The organism is Chitinophaga sp. 30R24 (genome assembly GCF_049056765.1).
GTDB lineage: Bacteria > Bacteroidota > Bacteroidia > Chitinophagales > Chitinophagaceae > Chitinophaga.
In genome coordinates this window covers 96385-119332 of record NZ_JBJGXX010000001.1, presented here as the reverse complement: position 1 = coordinate 119332, position 22948 = coordinate 96385, and the positions used below count along the sequence as shown (strand labels likewise).

Sequence of the window (22948 nt, the reverse complement as noted above, 5' to 3'; positions counted from 1 at the left end):
GGAAAAAAAACGGCAAAAAAAATTTGGCGAATAAAAAAAACTATTAAAACTTTACGGCAAAGAAATAAGGTAACCTATTATGAAATCAAAATCTGATAAAGAGAAAGAGATCAAAAAAACTACTTCTCCTAAGACTGCAAAAGACGCTCCAAAAGCTGCGGCCAAGCCTAAGAAAGAAGAGGTGGAGGATGATGATGAGGAGGAAGATGGTGAAGATGTAAAGCCTTCTAAATCTGCCTCAAAGAAATCAGATAAGTCTACATCAAAGTCTAAACGCAAAGATGATGATGACGATGATGAGGAAGAAGATGATGATAATGATGACATGGATGATGCTTGGGAGAAAGGAGAAGATGATGATTATGACCCTGATTTTGAAGAATTTGACATGCCTAAATCAAAAGGTAAACGTGGTCGTCCAAGCAGCAGCGCAAAGAAAAGCGACGACGACGATGATCTGGGCATCGATGAGGAATTCAAAGATATGGATTTGTTCAACGATCGTTTTGATGATGACGATGATGATTTTTAAGCACTAAAAAAACGATTGTTATCAGGATTTTCCACACATTTCCAATTGATAATCAGAAGATATTCAAACAACAAATGTTGAATTGGGGCAACCAGTTCAACATTTGTTGTTTTTTGGACAATAATAAGTATGCTGCTCCCGGTCATCAATACGAAGCTGTACTCGCAGCAGATGCCCTGTATACGCTTGAACTGAACGCAGGAAATGCCTTCCCTGCTTTGCAACAATTCCACCAGCAACATCAGGACTGGCTGTTTGGACACCTTAGCTACGATCTTAAAAATGAAACATATCCAGGATTGCAATCTGCCCATTACGATGGCATTGGTTTCCCGGATATGTGTTTTTTTGTGCCCCGCGTAGTGATGCAGCTTACTGGTAGTCAGGTGCATATAGGTGGGGAATCGTTTAGTGAAGCGGAGGCAAAAGCAATATATGAGGCGTGCTTGTGTATGCCTGTTAACGCATTGCCGCTTACTGCCGCCACTTTGCCGCCATTGCAAAGCCGCCTGTCTCATCAGCACTATATCCATGCAGTACAGCAACTACAACAGCATATTCTTCGTGGCGATTGCTATGAGGTGAACTTCTGCCGCGAAAATTACCTGGAGCAGGTAAGCATCCATCCCCTTACTTTATTTAACCGGCTAAATAGCCTGTCGCCCGCACCATTTGCAGCCTATTACCGCCTGCAGCACCGCTATCTGGCCTGCTCCAGCCCTGAACGTTTCATACAGAAAAAGGGCAACACAGTGATATCCCAGCCGATTAAAGGTACCAGCCGTAAAGATGCTGATCCTGTTGCAGACTGGCAGTTAAAACAACAACTGTTGCACAGTGCTAAAGAGCGCGCAGAAAACGTAATGGTGGTAGACCTGGTGCGCAACGATCTTTCACATACTGCAATGCAGGGTACTGTAAACGTAACAGAGCTATTTGGTATCTATTCTTTTGCGCAGGTGCATCACATGATATCTACTATTTCTGCGCAAATAGCTCCGCAAACGCCTTTTACGGAAGTATTACGCACAACTTTTCCTATGGGGTCCATGACAGGTGCGCCCAAATTAAGGGTAATGCAATTGATAGAGCAGTATGAGCAAACCCGTCGGGGGCTTTACTCCGGAGCGGTTGGATACATTACGCCCGAAGGCGATTTTGATTTTAATGTAGTGATACGTAGTATGCTATACAATGCGGTAGATCAATACCTCTCTTTCCAAACCGGTTCTGCTATTACCTTTTACAGCGATCCTCAGCAAGAATGGGAAGAATGCTTGCTGAAAGCAGCTGCCATGGAAAGCTCCCTTATTGGCTGAACAGCTGTTCCATTGCCTCGCCGATAGTGGGATAGGAAAACTGGAATCCTGTTTGCTGTATCTTTGCTGCAGAGGCTTTTACGCTTTTTAATACTTCTACACTCATTTCCCCCAAAGCCAGTTTCAAAGCGAAACCAGGTACATAAGTCGTCATAAAGCTACGGCCCTTTGCTACCCTGGCCATAGTAAGAATCAGTTCCCGGTTGGTAACAGGGTTAGGGGCTACTGCGTTGTAAGTACCTTCCAGCTTGTCGTTTACAATGGCATTAAAGTATAGCCTTACAATGTCATGTATATGTATCCAGGGAATAATCTGTTCTCCAGATCCCAGTATTGTAGCAAATCCAAATCGCAGGGGCTGATAGAACTCCTTCAAAGCGCCGCCTTCCCTGCTTAATATGATACCTGTACGGAAAATAACCAGCTGCTTATCCAGCTCTTTTACTTTGGAGATACTTTGTTCCCAGGCAACGGTTGTATGGGCGAGGTAATCGTTGCCTGGTGGGTCTGTTTCTGTGAATATGTGGTCGTTAAACTCCCCGTAATACCCGGTAGCAGAAGAGCTGATCACTTTCTTTACTTTATTGGGAATGGTTTTCAGGGCAGTATAAATCAATTCACTGCTTTTGGTCCGGCTATCCACAATTTCCTGCTTACGGGCGGCCGTCCAGCGCTTTTCACCTACATTGGCGCCTGCCAGGTGTACTATATAATCTGCCTGTTGAATGGCCTCTTTATCTATGCTTTGTGTGTCTATATTCCAGTGGGCGTAAGTCACCCCATTGTTGTTGCCTTTTTCCGGATATCTGCTCAGGATGATCACTTTATAGCCACGTTCCAGTAGCAGCCGGGTTAATGCCGTGCCAACAAGCCCTGTTCCTCCTGTTATAATAACGGTTTCCATTCAGTAATAACTGCGTTTTAAAAATAATTTAATAAAAATACACAATAAATCTGCCCTTTTGGAATTTATGTAAATGTGGTACTTTTCTCCGCTTTAAAATGACAGCTTAATTTCTGAATTTTAATGTAAGTTTGAAAATGGTCACGTAAACGTGCCAACTTCTTTATCATTCAATATTTGAAATTTTTATTACTGCATGTATACGCTATACCGCCTACAGTTTTTATTGCTGCTGTTTTTTGCCAGCACCGCAGCAATGGCACAAAAAATCACCTATTCAGAGCCTGAAAAGGATGATTACAAAAGTACTGAGTTTGAGATCATCGGAAAGGTAGGAGGCAATATCCTGGCATATAAAACAGACCGGGGCGATTATGTAGTATCTGTTTACGATGGTGAAATGCAGTTGAAAGACCGGGTAAAGCTGGATTTCCTACCCAAAAAAGTGATCAGCATGGACTTTGTCGCCTATGGCAACAAAGTGTTCATGATCTATCAGTTCCAACGCAAAGATGCCGTATATAGCTTCTGCGCCACCATGTCGCCGGATGCCAGGTTCTACGACGCTCCGCTCCTCATAGATTCTACCCGTATCGGTATATATGCAAAGGAAAATAAAGTGTATTCGGTAGAGGTGTCGGAAGACAAGAACCGGATCATGGTATATAAGATTAACCAGGACAAGGAAGATAATAATGTATTCTATACTTTCCTGTACGACAGTACCATGAGCCTGGTGAACAACAGCCGTCTTTCCCTGCCCATGCAAGGCCGGAAGCAGTTCCTGAGTAATTTTAACCTGACCAATGGCGGCGATTTCATTTTCAATAAACTGGAGCGTACTGCTAACCGCGATTATGTTGTGAATGGCAGTTTAATCATAAAACGTTCACTGGTGGATAGTTTTGAAGCTACGCCCTTGGGTGTGAAAGCCCAGATCCTGGACGAAGTAAAAATGAAACTGGATAATAATAAGCAAACGGCCCTGGTTACCGCTTTTTATTACAAACAGAAAAGAGGAAATGTAGATGGCTTGTACCTATTTAAATATGATTACGCTAATCATAAGGTGATATATGAGAAATCGCAGGTATTTACGGACGACCTGAAAGCAAATGCCCGTGGTGAATCCAGTACTGGCGCTGCTTTTAATGATTATTTTGTCCGTAAGATCATTAATACGGCTAATGGTGGTTTCCTCCTCACAGCAGAATCTTTTTCCACTTCTTCCCGCTATCAGCCATGGAACCGTTGGAATTACATGTATGGCAGTCCCTATGGCAGCATGTATTCCCCTTATTACTATTCTCCTTATTCTTCGATGTATTATAATCCGTATTATTGGAATAATTCCCAGGGACTGCGGTATCATTACGACAACGTAGCAGTATTGTCTTTTGATGACGAAGGGAATATGCAATGGAACAATTTCCTGCATAAAAGCCAGTTCGATGATAATGCAGACTTGTACCTGTCTTATTTGATGGTGAATGTGGGCAGTGAACTGCGTTTCCTGTATAATGAACTGGACAGAAGAAATTATATGCTCACAGATGTAAGCCTGGTGCCGGGTGGAAAAATAAACCGGATGCCTACACTGCGTAACCTAGATAAAGGTTTTACCTGGATGCCCCGCTATGGAAAACAGATCAGTAGTCATACCGTGGTGATACCATGTATCTATAGGAATTATATTTGCTTTGCTAAAATTGACTTTTAATCACACCTTTGTACTGTGATAAGATTTTTTCGTTCCGGCAATCCTTTAACGGTATTGCTGCTGTTAATATATACGATCGCGGTTAAGTTTTATTATTTGATCCATCCGTCTACCTTCATGGCAGATGGATCAGAAGGGCTTTTATACCATCTGCTGGTGAAGTGGATGTTTACCTTTACAGGGGATAGTCCTTTATTGTATACCGTTTTAGCGGTGTTCCTGCTGTTTTTACAGTCGCTGCTATTTACCCGCATTATTAACCATCACCGGTTGTTTTCACGGCCTACGTATCTGCCGGCCATGTGTTACCTGCTTTTTACGTCTATGTTGCAGAGCTGGAATGTATTTTCCCCGGCATTGATCGTAAATCTGATCATGCTATGGGTATTTTCCAGTATAACAGAACTGTATACACGTACTTCTGCCCGTGATGTGGTATTTAATATTGGATTTGCATTGGGTATTTGCGGGTTGTTTTATTTCCCTTCGGTGATCTTTTGCTTGCTGTTGCTCATTAGTATGCTGATTATGCGGGCATTCCGGTTAGCAGAATGGATTATCTCTGTATTGGGGATCATATGTCCCATTTACCTAATGGGTACTTATCTGTTTCTAACCAACCAGGTCACCTCATTGTGGAAAATCCCGAATATAGGACTGTCGTTACCACTCATCACCGATTACAAAGTATGGGGAGCGATGATCGCTTGCCTGTTGTTTTTTGTACTGGGATGGCTGTTGTTGCAGCGGCCACTTAAAAAAATGTTGATACAGGGCCGTAAAATATGGGCGGCATTAATCATATATGTACTGGTAGCTATGCTGATACCTTTTTTCAACGTACATTTTTCTGCTGCTTACTGGGTATTGGCAGTATTGCCAGTATCTATGTTTGCCGGTAATGTATTCTGGTGTATACCCAACGATACTTTTGCCAATGTTATTCACTTTATTACGTTGGGATACGTGATTGTTATGCAATATTTTAGTTAAGTCTCCTTTTTAAGCGATTGATTTCCAGTAAATTGTTAAATCAGGACAAACGGCAATGGAAAATTGCGAACGGCGAAGTAATTTTGTCCTTTCCCATTAGCTTTGTCGTTCGTGAAAATGGGGGGCAAAAACCGGGAAAAATCGTTTTTTTAAGCATTATTTACACATTTAAACACAAAATATTTTCAGATGAAATTTGGCGTTGTCACCTTTCCCGGTTCTAATTGTGATCATGATATGATTGATTCCCTGCGTAACGACCTGGGACAGGAAGTTATAGAGCTGTGGCACAAGGATAAAGACCTGAGCGCATTTACTACCCAAGACTGTATTGTATTGCCTGGAGGCTTCTCTTTTGGGGATTACCTGCGTTGTGGTGCTATTGCGAAATTCAGCCCTATGATGCAAAGTGTGATAGAATTTGCCAATAAAGGTGGTCGTGTAATTGGTGTTTGTAATGGTTTTCAGATCTTGTGTGAAGCTGGATTACTGCCGGGGGCATTATTACAGAACCAGCACCAGCAGTTCATCTGCAAAAATGTATATCTGAAAAGCGAAAATACTGTAGCCTCCCTTACCAAAGATATAGCTGGCAGGCCATTGATGATTCCTATTGCCCATGGAGAAGGCCGTTACTATGCTGACGATGCTACCCTGGACGAACTGTTTAAGAACAATCAGGTATTATTCCGCTATTGCGATGAATTTGGCAATGTTATTGACAGTGCTAATCATAACGGCGCCATCCGTAATATTGCAGGTATTTGCAATAAAGAAAGGAATGTGTTTGGTATGATGCCACATCCGGAAAGGGCTACCAGTTCCGCATTGGGTAATACCGACGGGCAGCTGATCCTGCAAAGTCTTATTAATAATAATTAATAGGTTAAATCAATCAATCAACCAACCAATTAAAAAGAAAAGCATGAAAAAATTATTCACAGTGCTGGCTTTGTTCGCCTTACCTATCCTGGCAAGCGCACAAATAGAGAATCCGGTGAAATGGAGCTTTACCGCTAAAAAGGTAAACGCTACTACTTACGAGGTGCATGCTACTGCCACAATTAATAGTGGTTGGCACCTGTATTCACAGGATGCTGGTGAGGGGCCTGTGCCTACTACTTTCAAATTCACTAAAAATCCGCTGGCAGTAACAACCGGTAAGGTGGAAGAAGTGGGTAAGCTGCACAAATCATTCGATAAAAACTTTGACTCTGAGCTGAAGTATTACGAAAATTCGGTTGATTTCGTACAAAAAGTGACCGTAAAAGGTAAAGCTGCTACCAAGGTGAAAGGTGTTGTTGAATTTATGGTGTGCGACGATCATCAATGCTTACCGCCGAAAGACCTTGAATTTGCAGTAAGTGTGGGAGGAAAGTAAATTATATCTGGTAACTGATAATAATACTCGTAGAAACGAGTTCCTCTCATAGGGAACTCGTTTCTTGTTTACTCTGATCTATATTATTTAAAGCCTATTGACTTTATGAAGCAACTGCTTTCATTTTTGATACCTGTTTTTGCCCTTTTTGCATTTTCTGCAAAAGCGCAAGATAACAGCCCTAAGCCTGTAAAATGGGAATTTTCCGCAGAGAAGAAAACCGAGCAAGAATACGTACTGCATCTGAAAGGTACGGTAGAAAATGGTTGGCTGCTTTTCTCCACTACTATGGGAGATGATGATCCTAATACCAGGGTGGTGTTGGATAGTGCTGCCGCTACAGTGGCCAATATTACCGGCATTAAAGAAGTGGGAAAGCTGGAAACACGTAAAGAACCGCTTTTCGACAATCTGGAGATTAAGTATTTTGAGCATACCGTTGACCTGGAAGCAATGGTGACGTTTACGGGAGCTGTACCAGCTTCTTTCAAAGGCAGTGTTAACTACATGGCCCTCAAGGGTGAAGAAGCAATAGGCCCGGAAGAAGAAGCCTTTAAATTTAATAAAGATACTACCGGTAACCTTACCAATGTGGCTGCAGGCTTACAGGAATCTGCAAGTAATGCGCAAACATTGAAACGTACCAGCATTGACCTGGCACATCCTATAAATAGTTGCGGTGGTACCGGTGAAGAAGGGAATGCCAAAAAGAGCCTCTGGGGATTATTTATCCTGGGTATGCTGGGCGGCTTTATCGCACTGTTTACTCCTTGTGTATTTCCGATGATCCCCCTGACGGTTTCCTTCTTTACCAAACAGTCTAAAGACAGGAAGAAAGGGGCGATGAATGCCATCATTTATGGCTTTTTTATTTTCCTGATATATGTATTGCTTAGCTTGCCCTTCCATTTCCTGGATTCGCTAAACCCGGAAATACTGAATAATATTTCGACTAATGTATGGTTGAATCTCTTCTTCTTTGTGATCTTCATTGTATTCGCTATCTCTTTCTTCGGATACTTTGAAATTACTATGCCTAGTGCGTTGGCTAATAAGGTAGATGCGAAAAGCAGCGTAGGTGGCCTGGTAGGTATTTTCTTTATGGCCTTAACGCTGGCGCTGGTATCTTTCTCTTGTACAGGCCCAATTTTAGGGTCTTTACTGGCAGGCTCCCTCTCTACTGATGGTGGCGCGATACAATTAACAGTAGGAATGGCAGGTTTTGGATTTGCCCTGGCATTGCCTTTTGCCCTCTTTGCTTTATTCCCGGGATGGCTGAATTCATTGCCTAAATCCGGTGGTTGGCTTACTTCCGTAAAAGTGGTATTAGGTTTCCTTGAACTGGCCATGGCTATTAAATTCCTTTCTAACGCAGACCTGGTAAAACATTGGGGTATCCTGAAAAGAGAAGTGTTTTTTGCCATCTGGATTATCTTAGGTACCAGTATCGTATTATACTTGTTGGGTATTATCCGTTTTCCGCACGATTCCCCAATTAAGAAGTTAAGCAAGGGCAGAATTACGCTGGCATTGATATTCCTGGCATTTACGCTTTATCTGATACCGGGTGTAACGAATACAAAATATGCTAACCGTTCCCTGATCAGCGGATTTCCGCCACCATTGAGCTACAGTATTTATGGAAATGATGCCGCTAAAGGGGTAGAACCTAATGTGATCAACGACTACGAAAAAGCGTTGCAATTAGCAAAAGAACAGCATAAACCGCTTTTACTCGACTTTACTGGCTGGGCATGTGTTAACTGCCGGAAAATGGAGGAAAACGTATGGCCTAAAGACGAAGTAAAAGTGTTGATAGAAAAGGAATATATCCTGGTATCGTTGTACGTGGATGATAGGAAACTGCTGCCGGAAGACCAGCAATTCCTGTATACTACCAGCAATGGTTTTAAAAAGGAGATCAAAACCATAGGGGACAAATTTGCTACTATGCAAACGGAGAATTTTGTGAATAATTCCCAGCCTTTTTATGTGTTGATCAGCCCTGATGAAAAATTGCTGACACACCCGGTAGGCTATACGCCTAATCCGAAAGAATATGCCGACTGGCTGAAATGTGGTTTAGACGCATTCAAAAGTCTTAAATAAAATGAAGAAGGCTACACCTCACCGTGTAGCCTTCTTCATTTTATATTGAAAAGAGATTAAAATCCAAATTCCAGTAACTCCGCTGCGCTCATTTTCTCTTGTTTACCGCTGCTCAGGTCTTTTACACTCACCATATTTTCCTGTAGTTCAGATTCACCCAGGATCACAACAAACGGGATGCTTCTTTTATCTGCATATTTCATTTGTTTGTCCATTTTGGCATTTTCGTGGAACAATTCGGCGGCGATACCTTTCTTACGCAATTGCATCAGGTAATTGAAGCTGGCGCGGGCGCTTGTTTCACCCAAGTTCAGGAACAGCACACGGGTGGATTGTTGGGCGGTTTCAGGGAACAGTTTTAATTCTTCCAGTACGTCGTAGATACGGTCTACCCCAAAGGAGATACCTACGCCAGAGATACCCGATAAACCAAAGAGCCCGGTAAGGTCGTCGTACCGGCCGCCGCCGCCAATACTACCCATTTGTACGGTAGCAGGAGCTTTTACTTCTACGATCAGTCCGGTGTAGTAGTTCAGTCCGCGGGCCAGGGTAAGGTCCAGTATGGGGGTAGTATTATAGGTAGTATAGCCGGAGTGTAATACGAAGTCCAGTTCTTCGATACCTTTTTGCCCGGTGGCGGAGGTAGCGAACAGTTCCCGCAGTTGCGCGAGTACAGATTGGTTATCGCCTTTTATGTTCAGGAAGTTTTCGATGATAATGATGTCATCTGCTGTTAATCCCCGGGTTTGCAGTTCTTTCTGCACGCCTTCTATGCCAATTTTATCGAGTTTATCGATGGAGATGGTGATATCGGTGAGCAGTTCGGGTTTGCCTACCAGCTCAGACAGGGCAGCGAGAATTTTACGGTTATTGATCCGCAGCTCGTAGCCTTGCATACCTAGTTTGGTGAATACGGTATCATATATCAGTAGCAGTTCTACTTCGTTGAGAAGGGAATTGCTGCCCACCACGTCGGCATCGCATTGGTAAAATTCGCGGTAGCGGCCTTTAGCGGGGCGGTCGCCTCTCCATACCGGCTGCATCTGGTAGCGTTTGAATGGAAGTGCCAGTTCGTGCTGGCTCATGACTACATACCTGGCAAAGGGAATGGTAAGGTCGTACCGCAGCGCTTTTTCACTGATGAGGGAAGTGAGTTCCCGGTTATCTTTGGCTTGCATGGCGCGGTCAAAAATCTCGCCGTTGTCCAGTATCCTGAAGATCAGTTTATCTCCTTCTTCGCCGTATTTACCGGTGAGGGTGGATAAATTTTCCATAGCGGGGGTTTCCAGTGGCTGGAAGCCAAATACCTCGAAGGTGTTGCGGATGGTCTGGAATATATAATTACGTTTTCTTACTACCACCGGGCCAAAATCACGGGTACCTTTGGGAATGCCGGGTTTTATCATCTCAAAAAAGTATTAGAAGTTTTATTGTTGTTGGGCTGTAAGCTGCTCACAGGCCTCATAAATCATTTTAAATACAGGTGCGAACAGGGCGTCGTCGAACCAGGGATCAGGCACTTCCTGTTGCCTGGGCAGTAAATATTGCACTTTGGCCTTGTCCGACTCGTTGCGGGCTTTCCGCAGCACGTCCGCGTAATTATTATGGTCCATTACGTAAATCCGGTCAAACGTATCAAAATCGTCGGCTTGAAATTGCCTGCCTCGTAGCTGGGAGATATCGATGCCATTTCTCCGGGCTTCTTTTATGGAGCGTTGGTCTGGCGCATGACCTACATGCCAGTTGCCGGTGCCGGCGGAGTCGATTTCCCAATCCAGTCCCCGGGCATTAGCCAGGTGCCTCATAATTCCTTCTGCCAGCGGCGAACGGCAGATATTGCCCAGGCAAACCATCAATATCTTCATACAGATGAATATGTTTGTGTATCAGCCCGCAAACCTACAAGATATTATGGAAAAGTACGCTCATTTACATCTATATAATGAAAATGGCCAGCGGCAAAGGAACAGAGGAGTAATTGCTGCAACGCATAAATCGCAGGGAATGTTGAAATTTTAAATCAAAAAATGTTAACATGTTGAAAAAATGACCCAAATTGCGGCTGGATCAACAATAGAGCATGCTTTTGGGTCGGGTTTTTAACATTTTTCTAAAATTCTCATCACCCGATTAAAAATATTTTTTTTGTATAATTGTAATTCGCAACATGGAAACACACAAAGAACACGAAAGCAGACGGATGGAGATCAGGTACCGGCCAGTGGGAGAGCTGATCAGAGGGATTTTCTTTATCCTTTTTGGTTTGTTCATGATTTTTGCAGAGAAATTGGGACTGGGAGAGTTTCGGCTTACTCCTTTTACCATGAAAATAATAGGTGGCGTATTATTAGTCTACGGCCTCTTTAGGGTTTTTAATGGAGTACGAAAGCTTTTTTTTAACAAGAACTAAAGGGGTGATATATGTTTTTCTTTTTTAGAAAGATGAATGCTGTATATTTAGCAGCAATAACGGCTGCTTTTTTCATGGTAGCTTGCCAAACTAATCCTAATGCGAAGAAATTAGATACAGGTACAGAAGGAACTATCCACATCAGTGTGGATGAAACTTATCAGCCGTTAATAGATTCCGAGATCAAGGTTTTTGAATCTTTATATCCAAAAGCACATATTATTCCTACTTACAAGCCAGAAGTGGAGTGCTTTAAAGATCTTTTAAATGATAGTGCCCGTTTGATCATTGTGACGCGCGATTTTAACCAGCAGGAACGTGATTATTTCAAGCAGATTAAAATTACGCCTAACAGCCTTTTGCTAGCCTGGGATGCCCTGGCGCTGGTGGTAAACAAGGCCAATCCTGATTCTGCATTAAATATGAACCAGGTGCGGGGGATCATGGACGGCACTAATAAAGACAGAAAATGGCAACTTGTGTTTGATAATGCCAACTCAAGCACAGTGCGATATATCATGGACTCTATCAATAAGGGTAAGCCTTTGCCAACAAATACAATGGCTGCGAAAACAAACCCCGAAGTGGTAGACTACGTGTCAAAAAACAAAGACGCGATTGGTGTAATAGGTGTTAGCTGGATCTCTGATCCTAACGATTCTTTGTCTATAGCCTTCACTGAAAAAGTATCAGTTGTAAGATTAAGAGCAGACAATGGTTCGGATTTTGTTAAACCTTATCAGGCCTATATTGGCATTGGCTCCTATCCGTTAAAACGCGGCTTCTATTTCTGCCTGAAAGAACCTTATCGTGGGTTAGGCAGTGGATTTGCAACATTTCTCGGCAGTTATGAAGGACAACTTATTATTAAGCAGTTCCGTTTATTCCCGGCGAGATTAAATGTAGTATTTAGAGAGGCTAACCTTAAGTAGTAGAAAAACACAACTAAAACTAAAAAACCAGATTGCATGAACAAACGGAAAAGTTTAATCGTAGCATTGCTTTGCGCTGCCTCCGGTAGTGTGATGGCTCAATCTGTGGATGATGGATTGAAAGACCTGTATTATGGTAAATATCTGTCTGCCAAGCAGAATTTAGAAAAAGTGATTGCGGCAAAGCCTACGGAAGACAAAGCTTATTATTACCTCGGTATAGCACAGCTTGGATTGGAAGATGTTGCAGGTGCTGCAGCTACTTTTCAGAAAGGTTTAGGGGCAGTACCTACTTCCTCTTTACTGCAGGTAGGAATGGGCCGTATTGATCTGATCAAGGGAGATGCTGCCACAGCCAAACAGAAATTTGAAGCAGCCAGTGTTGCTACGCAAGGCCGTGATGGAGATGTGGCCCGTGCTATTGCCGACGCTAACACCGAAGTAAAAGGTGGCGACCGTGGCTATGCACTCTCTGTAATGGAAAAACTCCTGAACAACGAAGGCCGCAAAAAGAAAGAAATTTATACACCCATAGCTGCTGATTATATCGAATTGGGCGATGCTTACCGTTACCTGGGTGGTGAAAACGGTGGTAAAGCCATTAATTCTTATGAAAAAGCGCTGGAAGTAGATCCTAACAACGCAGAAGCAGTGATGAAAGAAGGTTTGGTGAATTATAACGCCAGGCTGAAATCAGAAGCAGTGTCCGATTATACCAAAGCGGTAAATATGGACCCTAACTATGCGCCTGCATTGTATGAACTGTTCCTGTTCTACACTACACCTAAAAAAGACCAACTTTCCTGGGAAAATGCTGCACAATACCTGGAAAAATATATGGCAGTAGCCGATCCGGCAGATAAAACCAAAAATGAACTGCTCGCCGCCACTGTTTCCTTCTTTAAGAAAGATTACGACGGCGCTATCAGCAGAGGTCAGGCTGCATTGCCTAATGCCAGCGAAGCCTACAAAAACAGATTGGTATTGCTGATTGGTGATTCTTACCTTCAAAAGGGAGATTCCCTGGATGCACAGAAAGTAATGGATGCCTATGTAAATGAAGTAGGTGAAAGCAAACTGGATTCTGCCGACTATAAATTGTTGGGAGCTATCTATATGAAGCTCAAATCTGCTGATCCTGCTACACAGGACCAGTACACCACTAAAGCGCTGGGCTACCTGGAAAAATTCGCTAACTCTACCTCTGCTAAAGATCCGGAAAACTACATCCAGATCGCAGATGCATTGAAATCAGCGAAAAAATACACTCCCGCAGCAGAATGGTATGAAAAAGCCAATGAGCTGAATGAAGCCAATAAAGTACCGCTGCAGGCCATCGACTACTTCAACGTAGGTATCAACTACTACTACGGTGCAGTATCTACCAACCCGATCGATAGTAACCTGCTGAATAAAGCAGATGCTGCTTTCCAGAAAGTGATCGAAGTAAAACCAGACCTGGGTACTGGTTACTACTGGAGAGGCCAGGTAAACTTTGCGAAAGACCAACAGGCACAGTCTGGTGTTGCTAAACCTTTCTACGACAAGTATATAGAAATGTCTGAAAGCGACCCGGCTAAAAACAAAGCCACCCTCATCAGAGCCTATACTTATGAACTGTTGTACTACTACTTCAAGGAAGACAAGGCCAATGTAAAAGTATACTCTGACAAGCTGTCTACGCTCGATCCAGGTAACATTACCGTAAAAGAGATTAATGATAACCTGGCTGCCCGTGAAAAAGCAGCTGCCAAGCCAGCCGCTAAACCCGCTAAACCAGCTCAAAACAAGTAATTAGCTTAGCAATGAGCATTATCACTAAAAAACCTCCTGTACCCACAGGAGGTTTTTTAGTTACTGGTTGGTAAAAAAAGATAATATTTTAACGGTTTATAGATTTGATATTTGGTTTACTTACAGTATTTTTGCGCATTCGGACAATATTTTTTATCGGGAAGCTTATGTATACAGAAACTGTATTTTTGTCAGCGACGACCACTCCATTCAGCTATTTCCCTATAGTACTGCAATTAATTGCTGCTCTAGGTTTCGTTGGGATCACGATGTTAGCTACTCACTTTTTAGGTCCCAAACGGAAAACCACCGATAAGCTTATTAACTTTGAAAGTGGAATCGAGCAAAAGGGCAACGCCCGGCAGCCTGTAGCCATTAAATACTTTCTGACTGCAATTCTTTTTGTGCTGTTTGACGTGGAAGTAATCTTTTTTTACCCTTACGCTGTCAATTTTAAAGAGTTAGGTTGGGAAGGTTTTACTGCGGTGCTGATGTTTGTGGGCTTCTTTTTGTGTGGGTTTATCTATATTCTGAAAAAGGGCGCCCTGAAGTGGGAAGACTAATTTTAAACCTCTAAATTCAATCCAATGGCTCGTCCGGTTCAATATAATAACAAGGTGAAAATGGTGGAAATCCCAGAGGGATATTCCGGTGAAGGATTTTATGCCACCTCTTTTGACAAGGTAATAGGCCTGGCGCGTAAAAACTCCATCTGGCCTTTGCCATTCGCTACTTCTTGCTGTGGTATAGAATTCATGGCTACGATGGCAGCCACATACGATATGGCCCGTTTTGGCGCTGAACGTATGGCTTTTACCCCCCGTCAGTGCGATCTGCTCATGGTAATGGGTACCATTTCCAAGAAAATGGGACCTATTGTACGCCAGGTATATCTGCAAATGGCCGAGCCCCGCTGGGTACTGGCCGTAGGCGCCTGCGCTTCCAGCGGTGGTATTTTTGACACTTATTCCGTATTACAAGGTATAGACCAGGTAATTCCGGTAGATGTATATGTGCCTGGATGCCCTCCCAGACCGGAAGCGATTATCGACGGCTTCATGAAAGTACAGGACCTGGTAGGCCAGGAAAGTCTTCGCCGCCGTAATTCCGACAGATATAGGGAGCTGATGGAATCCTATGGTATCAAGTAAGGAAGGTAATGGATAATTGTAAATCGTAAATTTCAAATTGTTAATGTCTTTAACAAACGAACGCATACAGCAACGCCTGACGGAGAAGTTTGGAGATGTGCTAACCGGCTTTGAAGAGCCGTTTGGGATGCTTACCCTCACCGCACAGAAAGATTATAACCTGAAAGTAATGCAATTCCTGTTCGACGACGAGGAATTGCGTTTTCGCTTTTTAACGGATATCACGGCGGTGCATTATCCTGAAAGGAAAGATGAAGAACTGGCAGTAGTATACCATTTGCATAATTTGCAGGATAATATCAGGCTCCGGTTGAAGGTATTTGCGCCGGTGTCCAGCCCGAAGGTTTTTACAGCTACCAGCTTGTATGAATCTGCCAACTGGATGGAACGTGAAACCTATGATTTCTTTGGTGTAGAATTCGTAGGCCACCCGAACCTGATACGTGTGCTGAATGTGGATGAAATGACCTATTTCCCGATGAGAAAGGAATTTCCGCTGGAAGACGCTTCGCGTATAGACAAGGATGATGATATGTTTGGAAGGGGAGGAACAATTTAATACAATCAGGTTATGTTAGATCAGAAACAACATATAAAACTGCCGGAAGGCTCTCTCGAAAAAGATACGACCACGCTCAACTTGGGTCCTACCCACCCGGCTACGCACGGCGTATTTCAGAATATCCTGGAAATTGACGGTGAACGTATCGTGAGCGCTGTACCTACTGTGGGCTATATCCACCGCGCTTTTGAAAAGATAGCCGAACGCCGTCCTTATTACCAGATCACACCACTCACCGATCGCTTGAACTACTGCTCTTCCCCTATTAATAATATGGGGTGGCTGCTTACGGTAGAAAAGCTCCTGGGCCTCGAAATGCCTAAGAGGGTAGACTACCTGCGCGTGATCATCATGGAACTGGCCCGTATTGCCGACCACCTGATCTGTAGTTCTGTAATGGGGGTGGATACAGGAGCCTTAACCGGATTCGTGTATGTGATGACCTATCGTGAACTTATTTACGAAATATACGAAGAGATCTGCGGCTCCCGTCTTACTACCAATATTGGTCGTATCGGTGGTTTTGAAAGAAATTTCACTCCCGCAGCTTTTGCTAAAATTCAACGCTTCCTGGACGAATATCCAGCTGTACTGAAAGAATTTGAAACCTTGCTTACCCGTAACCGTATCTTTATGGACCGTACGCAGGGTGTAGGGGCTATCACTGCAGAAAGAGCGCTTAACTATGGCTTTACAGGTCCTAACCTGCGTGCTGCCGGCGTAGACTACGACGTGCGCATAGCCAATCCTTACAGCTCTTACCAGGATTTCGATTTTTCTATCCCGGTGGGTTCTACCGGCGATTGTTATGATCGTTTCCAGGTACGTAACGCTGAAATGTGGGAGAGCATCAGCATCATCCGTCAGGCAATGGCGAAACTGAAAGACTTGCCTGAAGATGTATATCATGCAGATGTACCTGCCTATTACCTGCCAGATAAAGCGGATGTATACACTAAAATGGAAGCGCTGATCTATCACTTTAAAATAGTGATGGGAGAGACAGATATTTTGCCAGGTGAGATATATAACGCAGTAGAAGGCGCCAATGGAGAACTCGGATTTTACCTGATCAGCGATGGGGGCCGTAGCCCTTACCGGCTGCATTTCCGCCGTCCCTGCTTCATTTATTACCAGGCTTTCCCCGAACTGATCAAAGGCGCTATGTTGAGCGATGCGGTTATTTGTATGAGTAGCCTGAATTTGATTGCGGGTGAGCTGGATGCGTAATCCAATTGAATATTTCGAAGATTAAAGCTGATTAAAATAATGGCTGTGGTTCAATTTTCTGAAGAGAAACTGAATAAAGTAAAAGAAATCATTGCACGCTACCCGGAAGGAAAGCAAAAAAGTGCGCTGATACCAGTGCTGCACCTGGCTCAGGAAGCATTTGGCGGATGGTTGAGTGTAGAAACAATGGACTACGTTGCATCTTTACTGCAACTGGAACCTATCGAAGTGTATGAAGTGGCTACTTTCTATAGCATGTTTAACCTGAAGCCAGTAGGTACTTACCTCTTTGAGGTATGCCAAACAGGTCCTTGCATGGTAAGTGGTGCAGATCAGATCATTGAATATATTAAGGGTAAACTGGGGATTGGTGTAGGAGAAACTACCGCAGATGGACTATTCACCCTTAAAACGGTAGAATGTTTGGGTGCTTGCGGTTACGCTCCCATGATGCAATTAGGTAAGCATTACCGGGAACACCTTACACCGGCCAAAGTTGATGAGATCATTGCAGCATGCAGGGCTAACGCAAACGCAAACTGATGCATCCAAAAAACAACCTGTTCATACGTTTAAGGGAAATGTATCAGCGCCATAAGCTGCAGATCGTGGAAGCTATCCTGCTGATGGGTTTACTTACAGCATTGTGGCGAATCGATAACTGGTTTGTTTCCTTCATCTGCGGTGTAAGCGCCGGCCTGCTGTTTTATAGGCTGGGAGAACGCATTTCACGGCATCGCATACGTAAGGCATAAAAGATATACACAAAAATCTGTTGATGGAGCCGGCTTATACCGGAACCATTACACCATAAGGAAGACAATGGGACGCAAATTACTGTTAGATAAAGCACATATTGAAGGTATCAGGTATTATGATACCTACCGGAGCAACGGCGGTTATGCTGCTGCTGAAAAGGCGCTGAAAACCATGGGACCGGACGGCGTATTGGAAGAAGTGAAGAAGAGTGGCCTGAGAGGTCGTGGTGGCGCAGGTTTCCCTACTGGTCTGAAATGGAGTTTCATCGCCAAGCCAGAAGGTGTTCCCCGTTACCTGGTTTGCAACGCGGATGAATCTGAGCCCGGTACTTTCAAGGACCGTTACCTCATGGAATATATCCCGCACCTCCTGATCGAAGGGTTGCTCATTTCCAGCTTTGCCCTCGGCGCTAACAGTTGCTACATCTATATCCGCGGTGAATATGCCTGGATTCCGGATATCCTGGAACAGGCCATTGCAGAAGCCAAAAACAAAGGATGGTTAGGTAAAAACATCCTGGGAACTGGCTACGACCTGGAAATATATGTACAACGCGGAGCCGGCGCTTACATCTGCGGGGAGGAAACGGCCCTGATAGAATCGCTGGAAGGCAAACGTGGTAATCCCCGTATCAAACCACCATTCCCGGCGGTAAAAGGGTTATGGCAATGCCCTACAGTGGTAAATAACGTGGAAACACTCGCTGCAGTGGTACCGATCATCAATATCGGCGGCGACGAATATATTAAATATGGCACCGGCAAATCTACCGGTACCAAGCTGATCTCTGCCTGTGGTAATATTAATAAACCCGGCGTTTATGAGATCGAAATGAACATCTCGGTAGAAGAATTTATTTTTTCTGATGAATATTGCGGTGGTATTAGAAATGGTAAGCGCCTGAAAGCCTGTATTCCTGGCGGCTCTTCCGTACCGGTATTGCCGGCTAACCTACTGCTGAAAACCGCCAAAGGTGAAACCCGTATGATGACCTATGAAAGCCTCGCTGATGGCGGCTTTGCAACAGGATCTATGCTGGGCTCCGGCGGTTTTATTGTGATGGATGAAGACCAGTGTATTGTGCGCAATACACTAACCTTTGCCCGCTTCTACCACCACGAAAGTTGTGGTCAATGTAGCCCTTGCCGTGAAGGTACTGGATGGATGGAAAAGGTCCTGAAAAATATTGAATACGGTAAAGGTAAAATGAGCGATATCGATTTACTGTGGGATATACAGCGTAAAATAGAAGGAAATACGATCTGCCCGTTGGGAGATGCTGCAGCATGGCCAGTAGCCGCTGCTATCCGTCATTTCCGCGATGAATTTGAATGGCATGTGACCAACCCGCAGGAATCACAGACCCGCAACTTTGGTCTGGCACATTATGCAGATCCATTGCCAGCGCCAGCAGTTGTTTAATGTAATGGAATATCTGATTAAGGAATCAATATATAAATAACGTGGCTCCCTACCGGAGCACAAATGATATTAAGATGGCGGAGGAAAAAAAATTATTTAAGGTTAAAATCGATAACATCTCTATAGAGGTGGAACCCGGTACAACCATACTGAACGCGGCCAGGAAGATAGGAGGAGATGTTGTGCCGCCGGCCATGTGTTATTACTCCAAACTGGAGGGAAGTGGCGGTAAATGCCGTACCTGCCTGGTGAAGGTTTCCAAAGGCTCCGACGCCGATCCGCGCCCTATGCCTAAACTAGTGGCCAGCTGCCGCACCACCGTAATGGACGGTATGGAAGTGGCTAACATTACTTCCCCGGAAGTACTGGATGCACGTAAAGGCGTTGTAGAATTCCTGCTGATCAACCACCCGCTGGATTGCCCTATATGCGACCAGGCTGGCGAGTGCCAGCTGCAAGACCTGGGCTATGAACACGGTGCAGAAGCTACCCGCTACGAATTTAACCGCAGAACTTTTGACCAGGTAGATCTGGGAGATAAGATTAAGCTGCACATGACCCGCTGCATCCTTTGCTACCGTTGTGTATTCACTGCCGACCAGCTCACCGAAAAACGCGAGCACGGTATCCTCGGCCGTGGCGATGTTTCTGAAATCAGCACTTATATCTCCCAATCGCTGGATAACGATTTTATCGGAAACGTGATCGATGTATGCCCTGTAGGCGCATTAACCGACCAAACTTTCCGCTTCAAAAACCGCGTATGGTTCCTGAAACCGGTAGATGCACATCGTAATTGCGAAAATCCAAAATGCTGCGGTAAAACAGTATTGTGGATGCGCGGTGATGAAGTGTTCCGCGTAACTGCCCGTAAAGATAAATACGGTGAAGTGGAAGATTTTATCTGCGATACCTGCCGTTTCGAGAAGAAAGACAAAAATGACTGGGTAATTGAAGGCCCACGTAAAATAGAACGTAACAGCGTTATTTCTCAGGGACATTACGTAAATACCGTAAAACCTAAAGATCCGCTGGTGGAAGTATTGGATGGAAGACAGCCTAAGCTGGTGTTTAATATTCACTCCGAAAGCCAGGTAAACAGACCAGATACCGATCTGTCGAAGATTGCCGGACCGGCTCATTCTGATGATTTTAAGAAGTAACAATCGTAATTACGTGTAAGTATGACCTTATTAAGCATAGATTGGTTTTTTATAATTGAAAAAGTACTCCTGATATCAGTAGTACTGGTACTTTCCTTGGTAGTAGCCATGTACTCTACATGGGGTGAAAGAAAAGTAGCTGCGTGGATACAGGATCGCTTAGGTCCTAACCGTGCAGGTCCGATTGGGTTATTGCAACCGCTGGCGGATGGCGGTAAGCTCTTCTTTAAAGAAGAGATTATCCCAACTAATTCCAGCCGTTTCCTCTTCGTACTAGGCCCTTCCATCGCTATGATGGTGGCTTGTATGACCAGTGCAGTTATTCCCTGGGGCGACAGCCTGGAAATTGCGGGCCGCACCGTTTCCCTGCAGGTAGCAGATGTAAACATCGGCGTTCTCTTCATCTTTGGTGTGGTGAGTATGGGTGTGTACGGTATCATGATCGGTGGTTGGGCTTCCAATAATAAGTTCTCTCTACTAGCTTCTATCCGTGCCGCTTCCCAGATCATCTCTTACGAACTGCCCATGGGTTTGGCCCTGATCGCCCTCCTGATGCTGAGCGGCTCCCTGAGCCTGAAAGACATCGTGGAACAGCAGCGTCATGGCTTATGGAACGTAGTGTACCAGCCACTAGGCTTTTTTATTTTCATGGTATGTGCTTTCGCAGAATGTAACCGTGCACCTTTCGACTTACCCGAAGCAGAAAACGAATTGAACGGTGGTTACCACCTGGAATATTCTTCTATGAAATTGGGCTTTTTCCTGTTCGCGGAATATATTAACATGTTCATCAGCTCCGCCCTGATGGCTACCATGTATTTTGGTGGCTATTCTTTCCCGGGCATGGATGCGCTGGGGCTGTCGCCGAACATGCTCACCATTTTTGGCTTCCTGGCACTGTTCATTAAAACGCTGTTCTTCATATTCTTCTTTATGTGGGTGCGTTGGACGGTACCGAGATTCCGTTACGATCAATTGATGCGTTTAGGCTGGAGAGTACTGATCCCGTTGGCATTGGCTAATATGCTGATCACCGGCGCCTTGGTACTGTTACGTCAACACTAATTATTATCTGATTCAATACACACAGTAAGTGTGCATTACATAAAGCATTCGTTATGCAACCATTAACAAACAGGGCAAAAGCAGTAGACCGCAAGCCGATGACCTTAGCAGAAAAGATGTACATCCCTGCTATTGCAAAGGGAATGGGTATTACTTTTAAGCACATTTTCCAACGCAAGGCTACTGTAAGTTTTCCTGAAAAGAAACGTGATTTTAGCCCGGTATTCCGTGGATTACACATCCTGAACCGTGATGAAGAAGGCCGTGAAAGATGTACTGCCTGTGGTTTGTGCGCAGTAGCCTGTCCTGCTGAAGCGATTACCATGGAAGCGGCAGAAAGAAAGCCAGGTGAAGAGCACTTATACCGCGAAGAAAAATATGCAGCAAAGTATGAAATCAATATGCTGCGTTGCATTTTCTGTGGTTTTTGTGAAGAAGCTTGTCCTAAAGATGCTATTTACCTGTCTGAAACCTTTGCTCCGGCAAACTATCAGCGTAAAGGTTTTATCTATGGAAAAGACGATCTGCTGATTCCAGATCCCAAAGAACAGGGTAAATAATTTTTTCACAGCACACATTTAGCTAAAAAATACAATAGTCAAACATAGCAGGAATGAGTATACAACAAATAATTTTCATAGTGCTGTCGGTCGTGGCGCTGATTTCAGCGTTAGGCGTGGTATTGAGTAAAAACCCTGTGACGAGTGTACTGTGTCTGATCGTAACATTCTTTGCCATAGCCGGTCATTACATTATGCTGAATGCCCAATTCCTGGCGGTGGTACACATCATTGTATATGCGGGCGCCATCATGGTATTGTTCCTGTACGTAATGATGCTGATGAACCTGAATGCAGAATTGGAACCGCAGAAACGCAACTGGTTGAAATATGCCGGCGCAATCAGCGGAGGTGCTTTAATGGTAGTATTGGTAGCTGCTTTGCGTGATGCCAGCATGCCGGAGCTAAGCACAGCGAATACTGACATCGGATTGATCCAGAATCTGGGTAAACTCTTGTTCAAACAATACGTAGTGCCTTTTGAAGTGAGCAGTATCCTGTTCCTCAGTGCAATGGTAGGCGCAGTAGCGATTGGTAAAAAAGACTAGACATGCGAACTGCCGGTATACCGGCTTCGTGATTGGTAATTCGTAATTTATTTTATGCCTGTTCAATATTACATATTCCTGAGTATCGCCTTGTTTTGTATAGGTGTAATGGGTGTACTGATGCGCAGAAATGCGATCATTATCTTTATGTGCATAGAACTGATGCTCAATGCAGTAAATCTGTTGATGGTATCGTTTTCTAAAATGTGGGCAGATGCAGGAAGGGTAGATGCCGGTTCTGCACAACTGTTCGTATTCTTTATTATGGTAGTAGCGGCCGCAGAAGTGGCTGTGGGACTGGCTATAATTACTATGGTCTACAGAAATACACACTCAGTAGATATTAACATTCTTAACAGGCTGAAAAATTAATAATTCTGCGGTCTTAATTATT

The 22948-nt window shown here is 44.0% G+C and carries 25 protein-coding genes; 22 read left to right on the top strand and 3 right to left on the bottom strand.

The features are described 5' to 3' along the window. The first annotated feature begins 79 nt into the window (after positions 1-79). Complete coding sequence (locus ACDQ55_RS00515; RefSeq protein ID WP_420979040.1) at positions 80-532, top strand: hypothetical protein; 453 nt, start codon at positions 80-82, stop codon at positions 530-532. Positions 533-645: 113 nt separating this feature from the next. Further along, positions 646-1851, top strand: coding sequence for an anthranilate synthase component I family protein (locus tag ACDQ55_RS00510; protein ID WP_420979039.1), 1206 nt, complete (start codon positions 646-648; stop codon positions 1849-1851). On the opposite strand, the gene ACDQ55_RS00505 is transcribed toward ACDQ55_RS00510, so the two are convergent. Next, the gene (locus tag ACDQ55_RS00505; RefSeq protein ID WP_420979038.1) at positions 1841-2755 is read right to left on the bottom strand and encodes a TIGR01777 family oxidoreductase; all 915 of its coding nucleotides are present in this window, start codon (positions 2753-2755) and stop codon (positions 1841-1843) included. The two genes, ACDQ55_RS00510 and ACDQ55_RS00505, sit on opposite strands and share 11 nt — an antisense overlap. A gap of 196 nt (positions 2756-2951) precedes the next feature. On the opposite strand from ACDQ55_RS00505, the gene ACDQ55_RS00500 reads away from it, so the two are divergent. The 5 genes from ACDQ55_RS00500 to ACDQ55_RS00480 all read left to right on the top strand — a co-directional run bounded on the left by ACDQ55_RS00500 (position 2952) and on the right by ACDQ55_RS00480 (position 8958). Beyond that, a complete protein-coding gene (locus tag ACDQ55_RS00500) occupies positions 2952-4475 on the top strand; it encodes a hypothetical protein (protein ID WP_420979037.1) in 1524 nt (507 codons plus the stop codon). A gap of 15 nt (positions 4476-4490) precedes the next feature. Further along, complete coding sequence (locus ACDQ55_RS00495; RefSeq protein ID WP_420979036.1) at positions 4491-5468, top strand: hypothetical protein; 978 nt, start codon at positions 4491-4493, stop codon at positions 5466-5468. A 189-nt stretch (positions 5469-5657) separates the two neighbouring features. Continuing rightward, complete coding sequence (purQ, locus tag ACDQ55_RS00490) at positions 5658-6350, top strand: phosphoribosylformylglycinamidine synthase subunit PurQ (protein WP_420979035.1); 693 nt, start codon at positions 5658-5660, stop codon at positions 6348-6350. Positions 6351-6393: 43 nt separating this feature from the next. Continuing rightward, positions 6394-6849, top strand: a complete 456-nt coding sequence (locus ACDQ55_RS00485) for a protein-disulfide reductase DsbD domain-containing protein (RefSeq protein WP_420979034.1) — start codon at positions 6394-6396, stop codon at positions 6847-6849. A gap of 105 nt (positions 6850-6954) precedes the next feature. Continuing rightward, complete coding sequence (locus ACDQ55_RS00480) at positions 6955-8958, top strand: protein-disulfide reductase DsbD family protein (RefSeq protein WP_420979033.1); 2004 nt, start codon at positions 6955-6957, stop codon at positions 8956-8958. A 56-nt stretch (positions 8959-9014) separates the two neighbouring features. On the opposite strand, the gene hisS is transcribed toward ACDQ55_RS00480, so the two are convergent. Together hisS and ACDQ55_RS00470 are read right to left on the bottom strand one after the other, a co-directional pair. Then, positions 9015-10364, bottom strand: coding sequence for a histidine--tRNA ligase (gene hisS, locus ACDQ55_RS00475; RefSeq protein ID WP_420979032.1), 1350 nt, complete (start codon positions 10362-10364; stop codon positions 9015-9017). A 21-nt stretch (positions 10365-10385) separates the two neighbouring features. Beyond that, the gene (locus tag ACDQ55_RS00470; protein ID WP_420979031.1) at positions 10386-10823 is read right to left on the bottom strand and encodes a low molecular weight protein-tyrosine-phosphatase; all 438 of its coding nucleotides are present in this window, start codon (positions 10821-10823) and stop codon (positions 10386-10388) included. 302 nt (positions 10824-11125) lie between these two features. Between ACDQ55_RS00470 and ACDQ55_RS00465 the strand changes: the two genes are divergently transcribed. From ACDQ55_RS00465 to nuoK, 15 genes are all read left to right on the top strand, one after another. Further along, positions 11126-11368, top strand: coding sequence for a hypothetical protein (locus ACDQ55_RS00465; protein ID WP_420979030.1), 243 nt, complete (start codon positions 11126-11128; stop codon positions 11366-11368). An 11-nt stretch (positions 11369-11379) separates the two neighbouring features. After that, on the top strand, positions 11380-12300 hold the full coding sequence (locus ACDQ55_RS00460) for a substrate-binding domain-containing protein (RefSeq protein WP_420979029.1): 921 nt from the start codon (positions 11380-11382) through the stop codon (positions 12298-12300). 36 nt (positions 12301-12336) lie between these two features. Continuing rightward, on the top strand, positions 12337-14094 hold the full coding sequence (locus ACDQ55_RS00455) for a tetratricopeptide repeat protein (protein ID WP_420979028.1): 1758 nt from the start codon (positions 12337-12339) through the stop codon (positions 14092-14094). Positions 14095-14261: 167 nt separating this feature from the next. Beyond that, positions 14262-14657: an NADH-quinone oxidoreductase subunit A gene (locus ACDQ55_RS00450; protein ID WP_420979027.1), complete on the top strand. Its 396-nt coding sequence runs from the start codon at positions 14262-14264 to the stop codon at positions 14655-14657. Positions 14658-14681: 24 nt separating this feature from the next. Continuing rightward, positions 14682-15245 carry an NADH-quinone oxidoreductase subunit B gene (locus ACDQ55_RS00445; protein ID WP_420979026.1) on the top strand — a complete coding sequence of 188 codons (564 nt, stop codon included), beginning with the start codon at positions 14682-14684 and terminating at the stop codon, positions 15243-15245. Between the two features lie 43 nt (positions 15246-15288). Beyond that, entirely contained in the window at positions 15289-15804 is a 516-nt protein-coding gene (locus ACDQ55_RS00440) for an NADH-quinone oxidoreductase subunit C (protein WP_420979025.1), read from the top strand. A 12-nt stretch (positions 15805-15816) separates the two neighbouring features. Further along, positions 15817-17037, top strand: a complete 1221-nt coding sequence (locus tag ACDQ55_RS00435) for an NADH-quinone oxidoreductase subunit D (protein WP_420979024.1) — start codon at positions 15817-15819, stop codon at positions 17035-17037. A gap of 39 nt (positions 17038-17076) precedes the next feature. Further along, the gene (gene nuoE / locus ACDQ55_RS00430; RefSeq protein WP_420979023.1) at positions 17077-17580 is read left to right on the top strand and encodes an NADH-quinone oxidoreductase subunit NuoE; all 504 of its coding nucleotides are present in this window, start codon (positions 17077-17079) and stop codon (positions 17578-17580) included. Next, positions 17580-17792, top strand: a complete 213-nt coding sequence (locus ACDQ55_RS00425; protein ID WP_420979022.1) for a hypothetical protein — start codon at positions 17580-17582, stop codon at positions 17790-17792. Before nuoE ends, ACDQ55_RS00425 begins: the two co-directional genes overlap by 1 nt. A gap of 67 nt (positions 17793-17859) precedes the next feature. Beyond that, positions 17860-19218 (top strand): NADH-quinone oxidoreductase subunit NuoF, encoded by a 1359-nt coding sequence (gene nuoF, locus ACDQ55_RS00420; RefSeq protein WP_420979021.1) that lies wholly within the window; start codon positions 17860-17862, stop codon positions 19216-19218. Positions 19219-19292: 74 nt separating this feature from the next. Beyond that, complete coding sequence (locus ACDQ55_RS00415) at positions 19293-20381, top strand: 2Fe-2S iron-sulfur cluster-binding protein (RefSeq protein ID WP_420979020.1); 1089 nt, start codon at positions 19293-19295, stop codon at positions 20379-20381. A gap of 21 nt (positions 20382-20402) precedes the next feature. Then, a complete protein-coding gene (gene nuoH, locus ACDQ55_RS00410; RefSeq protein WP_420979019.1) occupies positions 20403-21446 on the top strand; it encodes an NADH-quinone oxidoreductase subunit NuoH in 1044 nt (347 codons plus the stop codon). A 53-nt stretch (positions 21447-21499) separates the two neighbouring features. Beyond that, positions 21500-22006: an NADH-quinone oxidoreductase subunit NuoI gene (gene nuoI, locus ACDQ55_RS00405; protein ID WP_420979018.1), complete on the top strand. Its 507-nt coding sequence runs from the start codon at positions 21500-21502 to the stop codon at positions 22004-22006. A 53-nt stretch (positions 22007-22059) separates the two neighbouring features. After that, positions 22060-22554, top strand: coding sequence for an NADH-quinone oxidoreductase subunit J (locus ACDQ55_RS00400; RefSeq protein WP_420979017.1), 495 nt, complete (start codon positions 22060-22062; stop codon positions 22552-22554). 54 nt (positions 22555-22608) lie between these two features. Next, positions 22609-22926 (top strand): NADH-quinone oxidoreductase subunit NuoK, encoded by a 318-nt coding sequence (gene nuoK, locus ACDQ55_RS00395; RefSeq protein ID WP_079469422.1) that lies wholly within the window; start codon positions 22609-22611, stop codon positions 22924-22926. Positions 22927-22948: the final 22 nt, after the last annotated feature.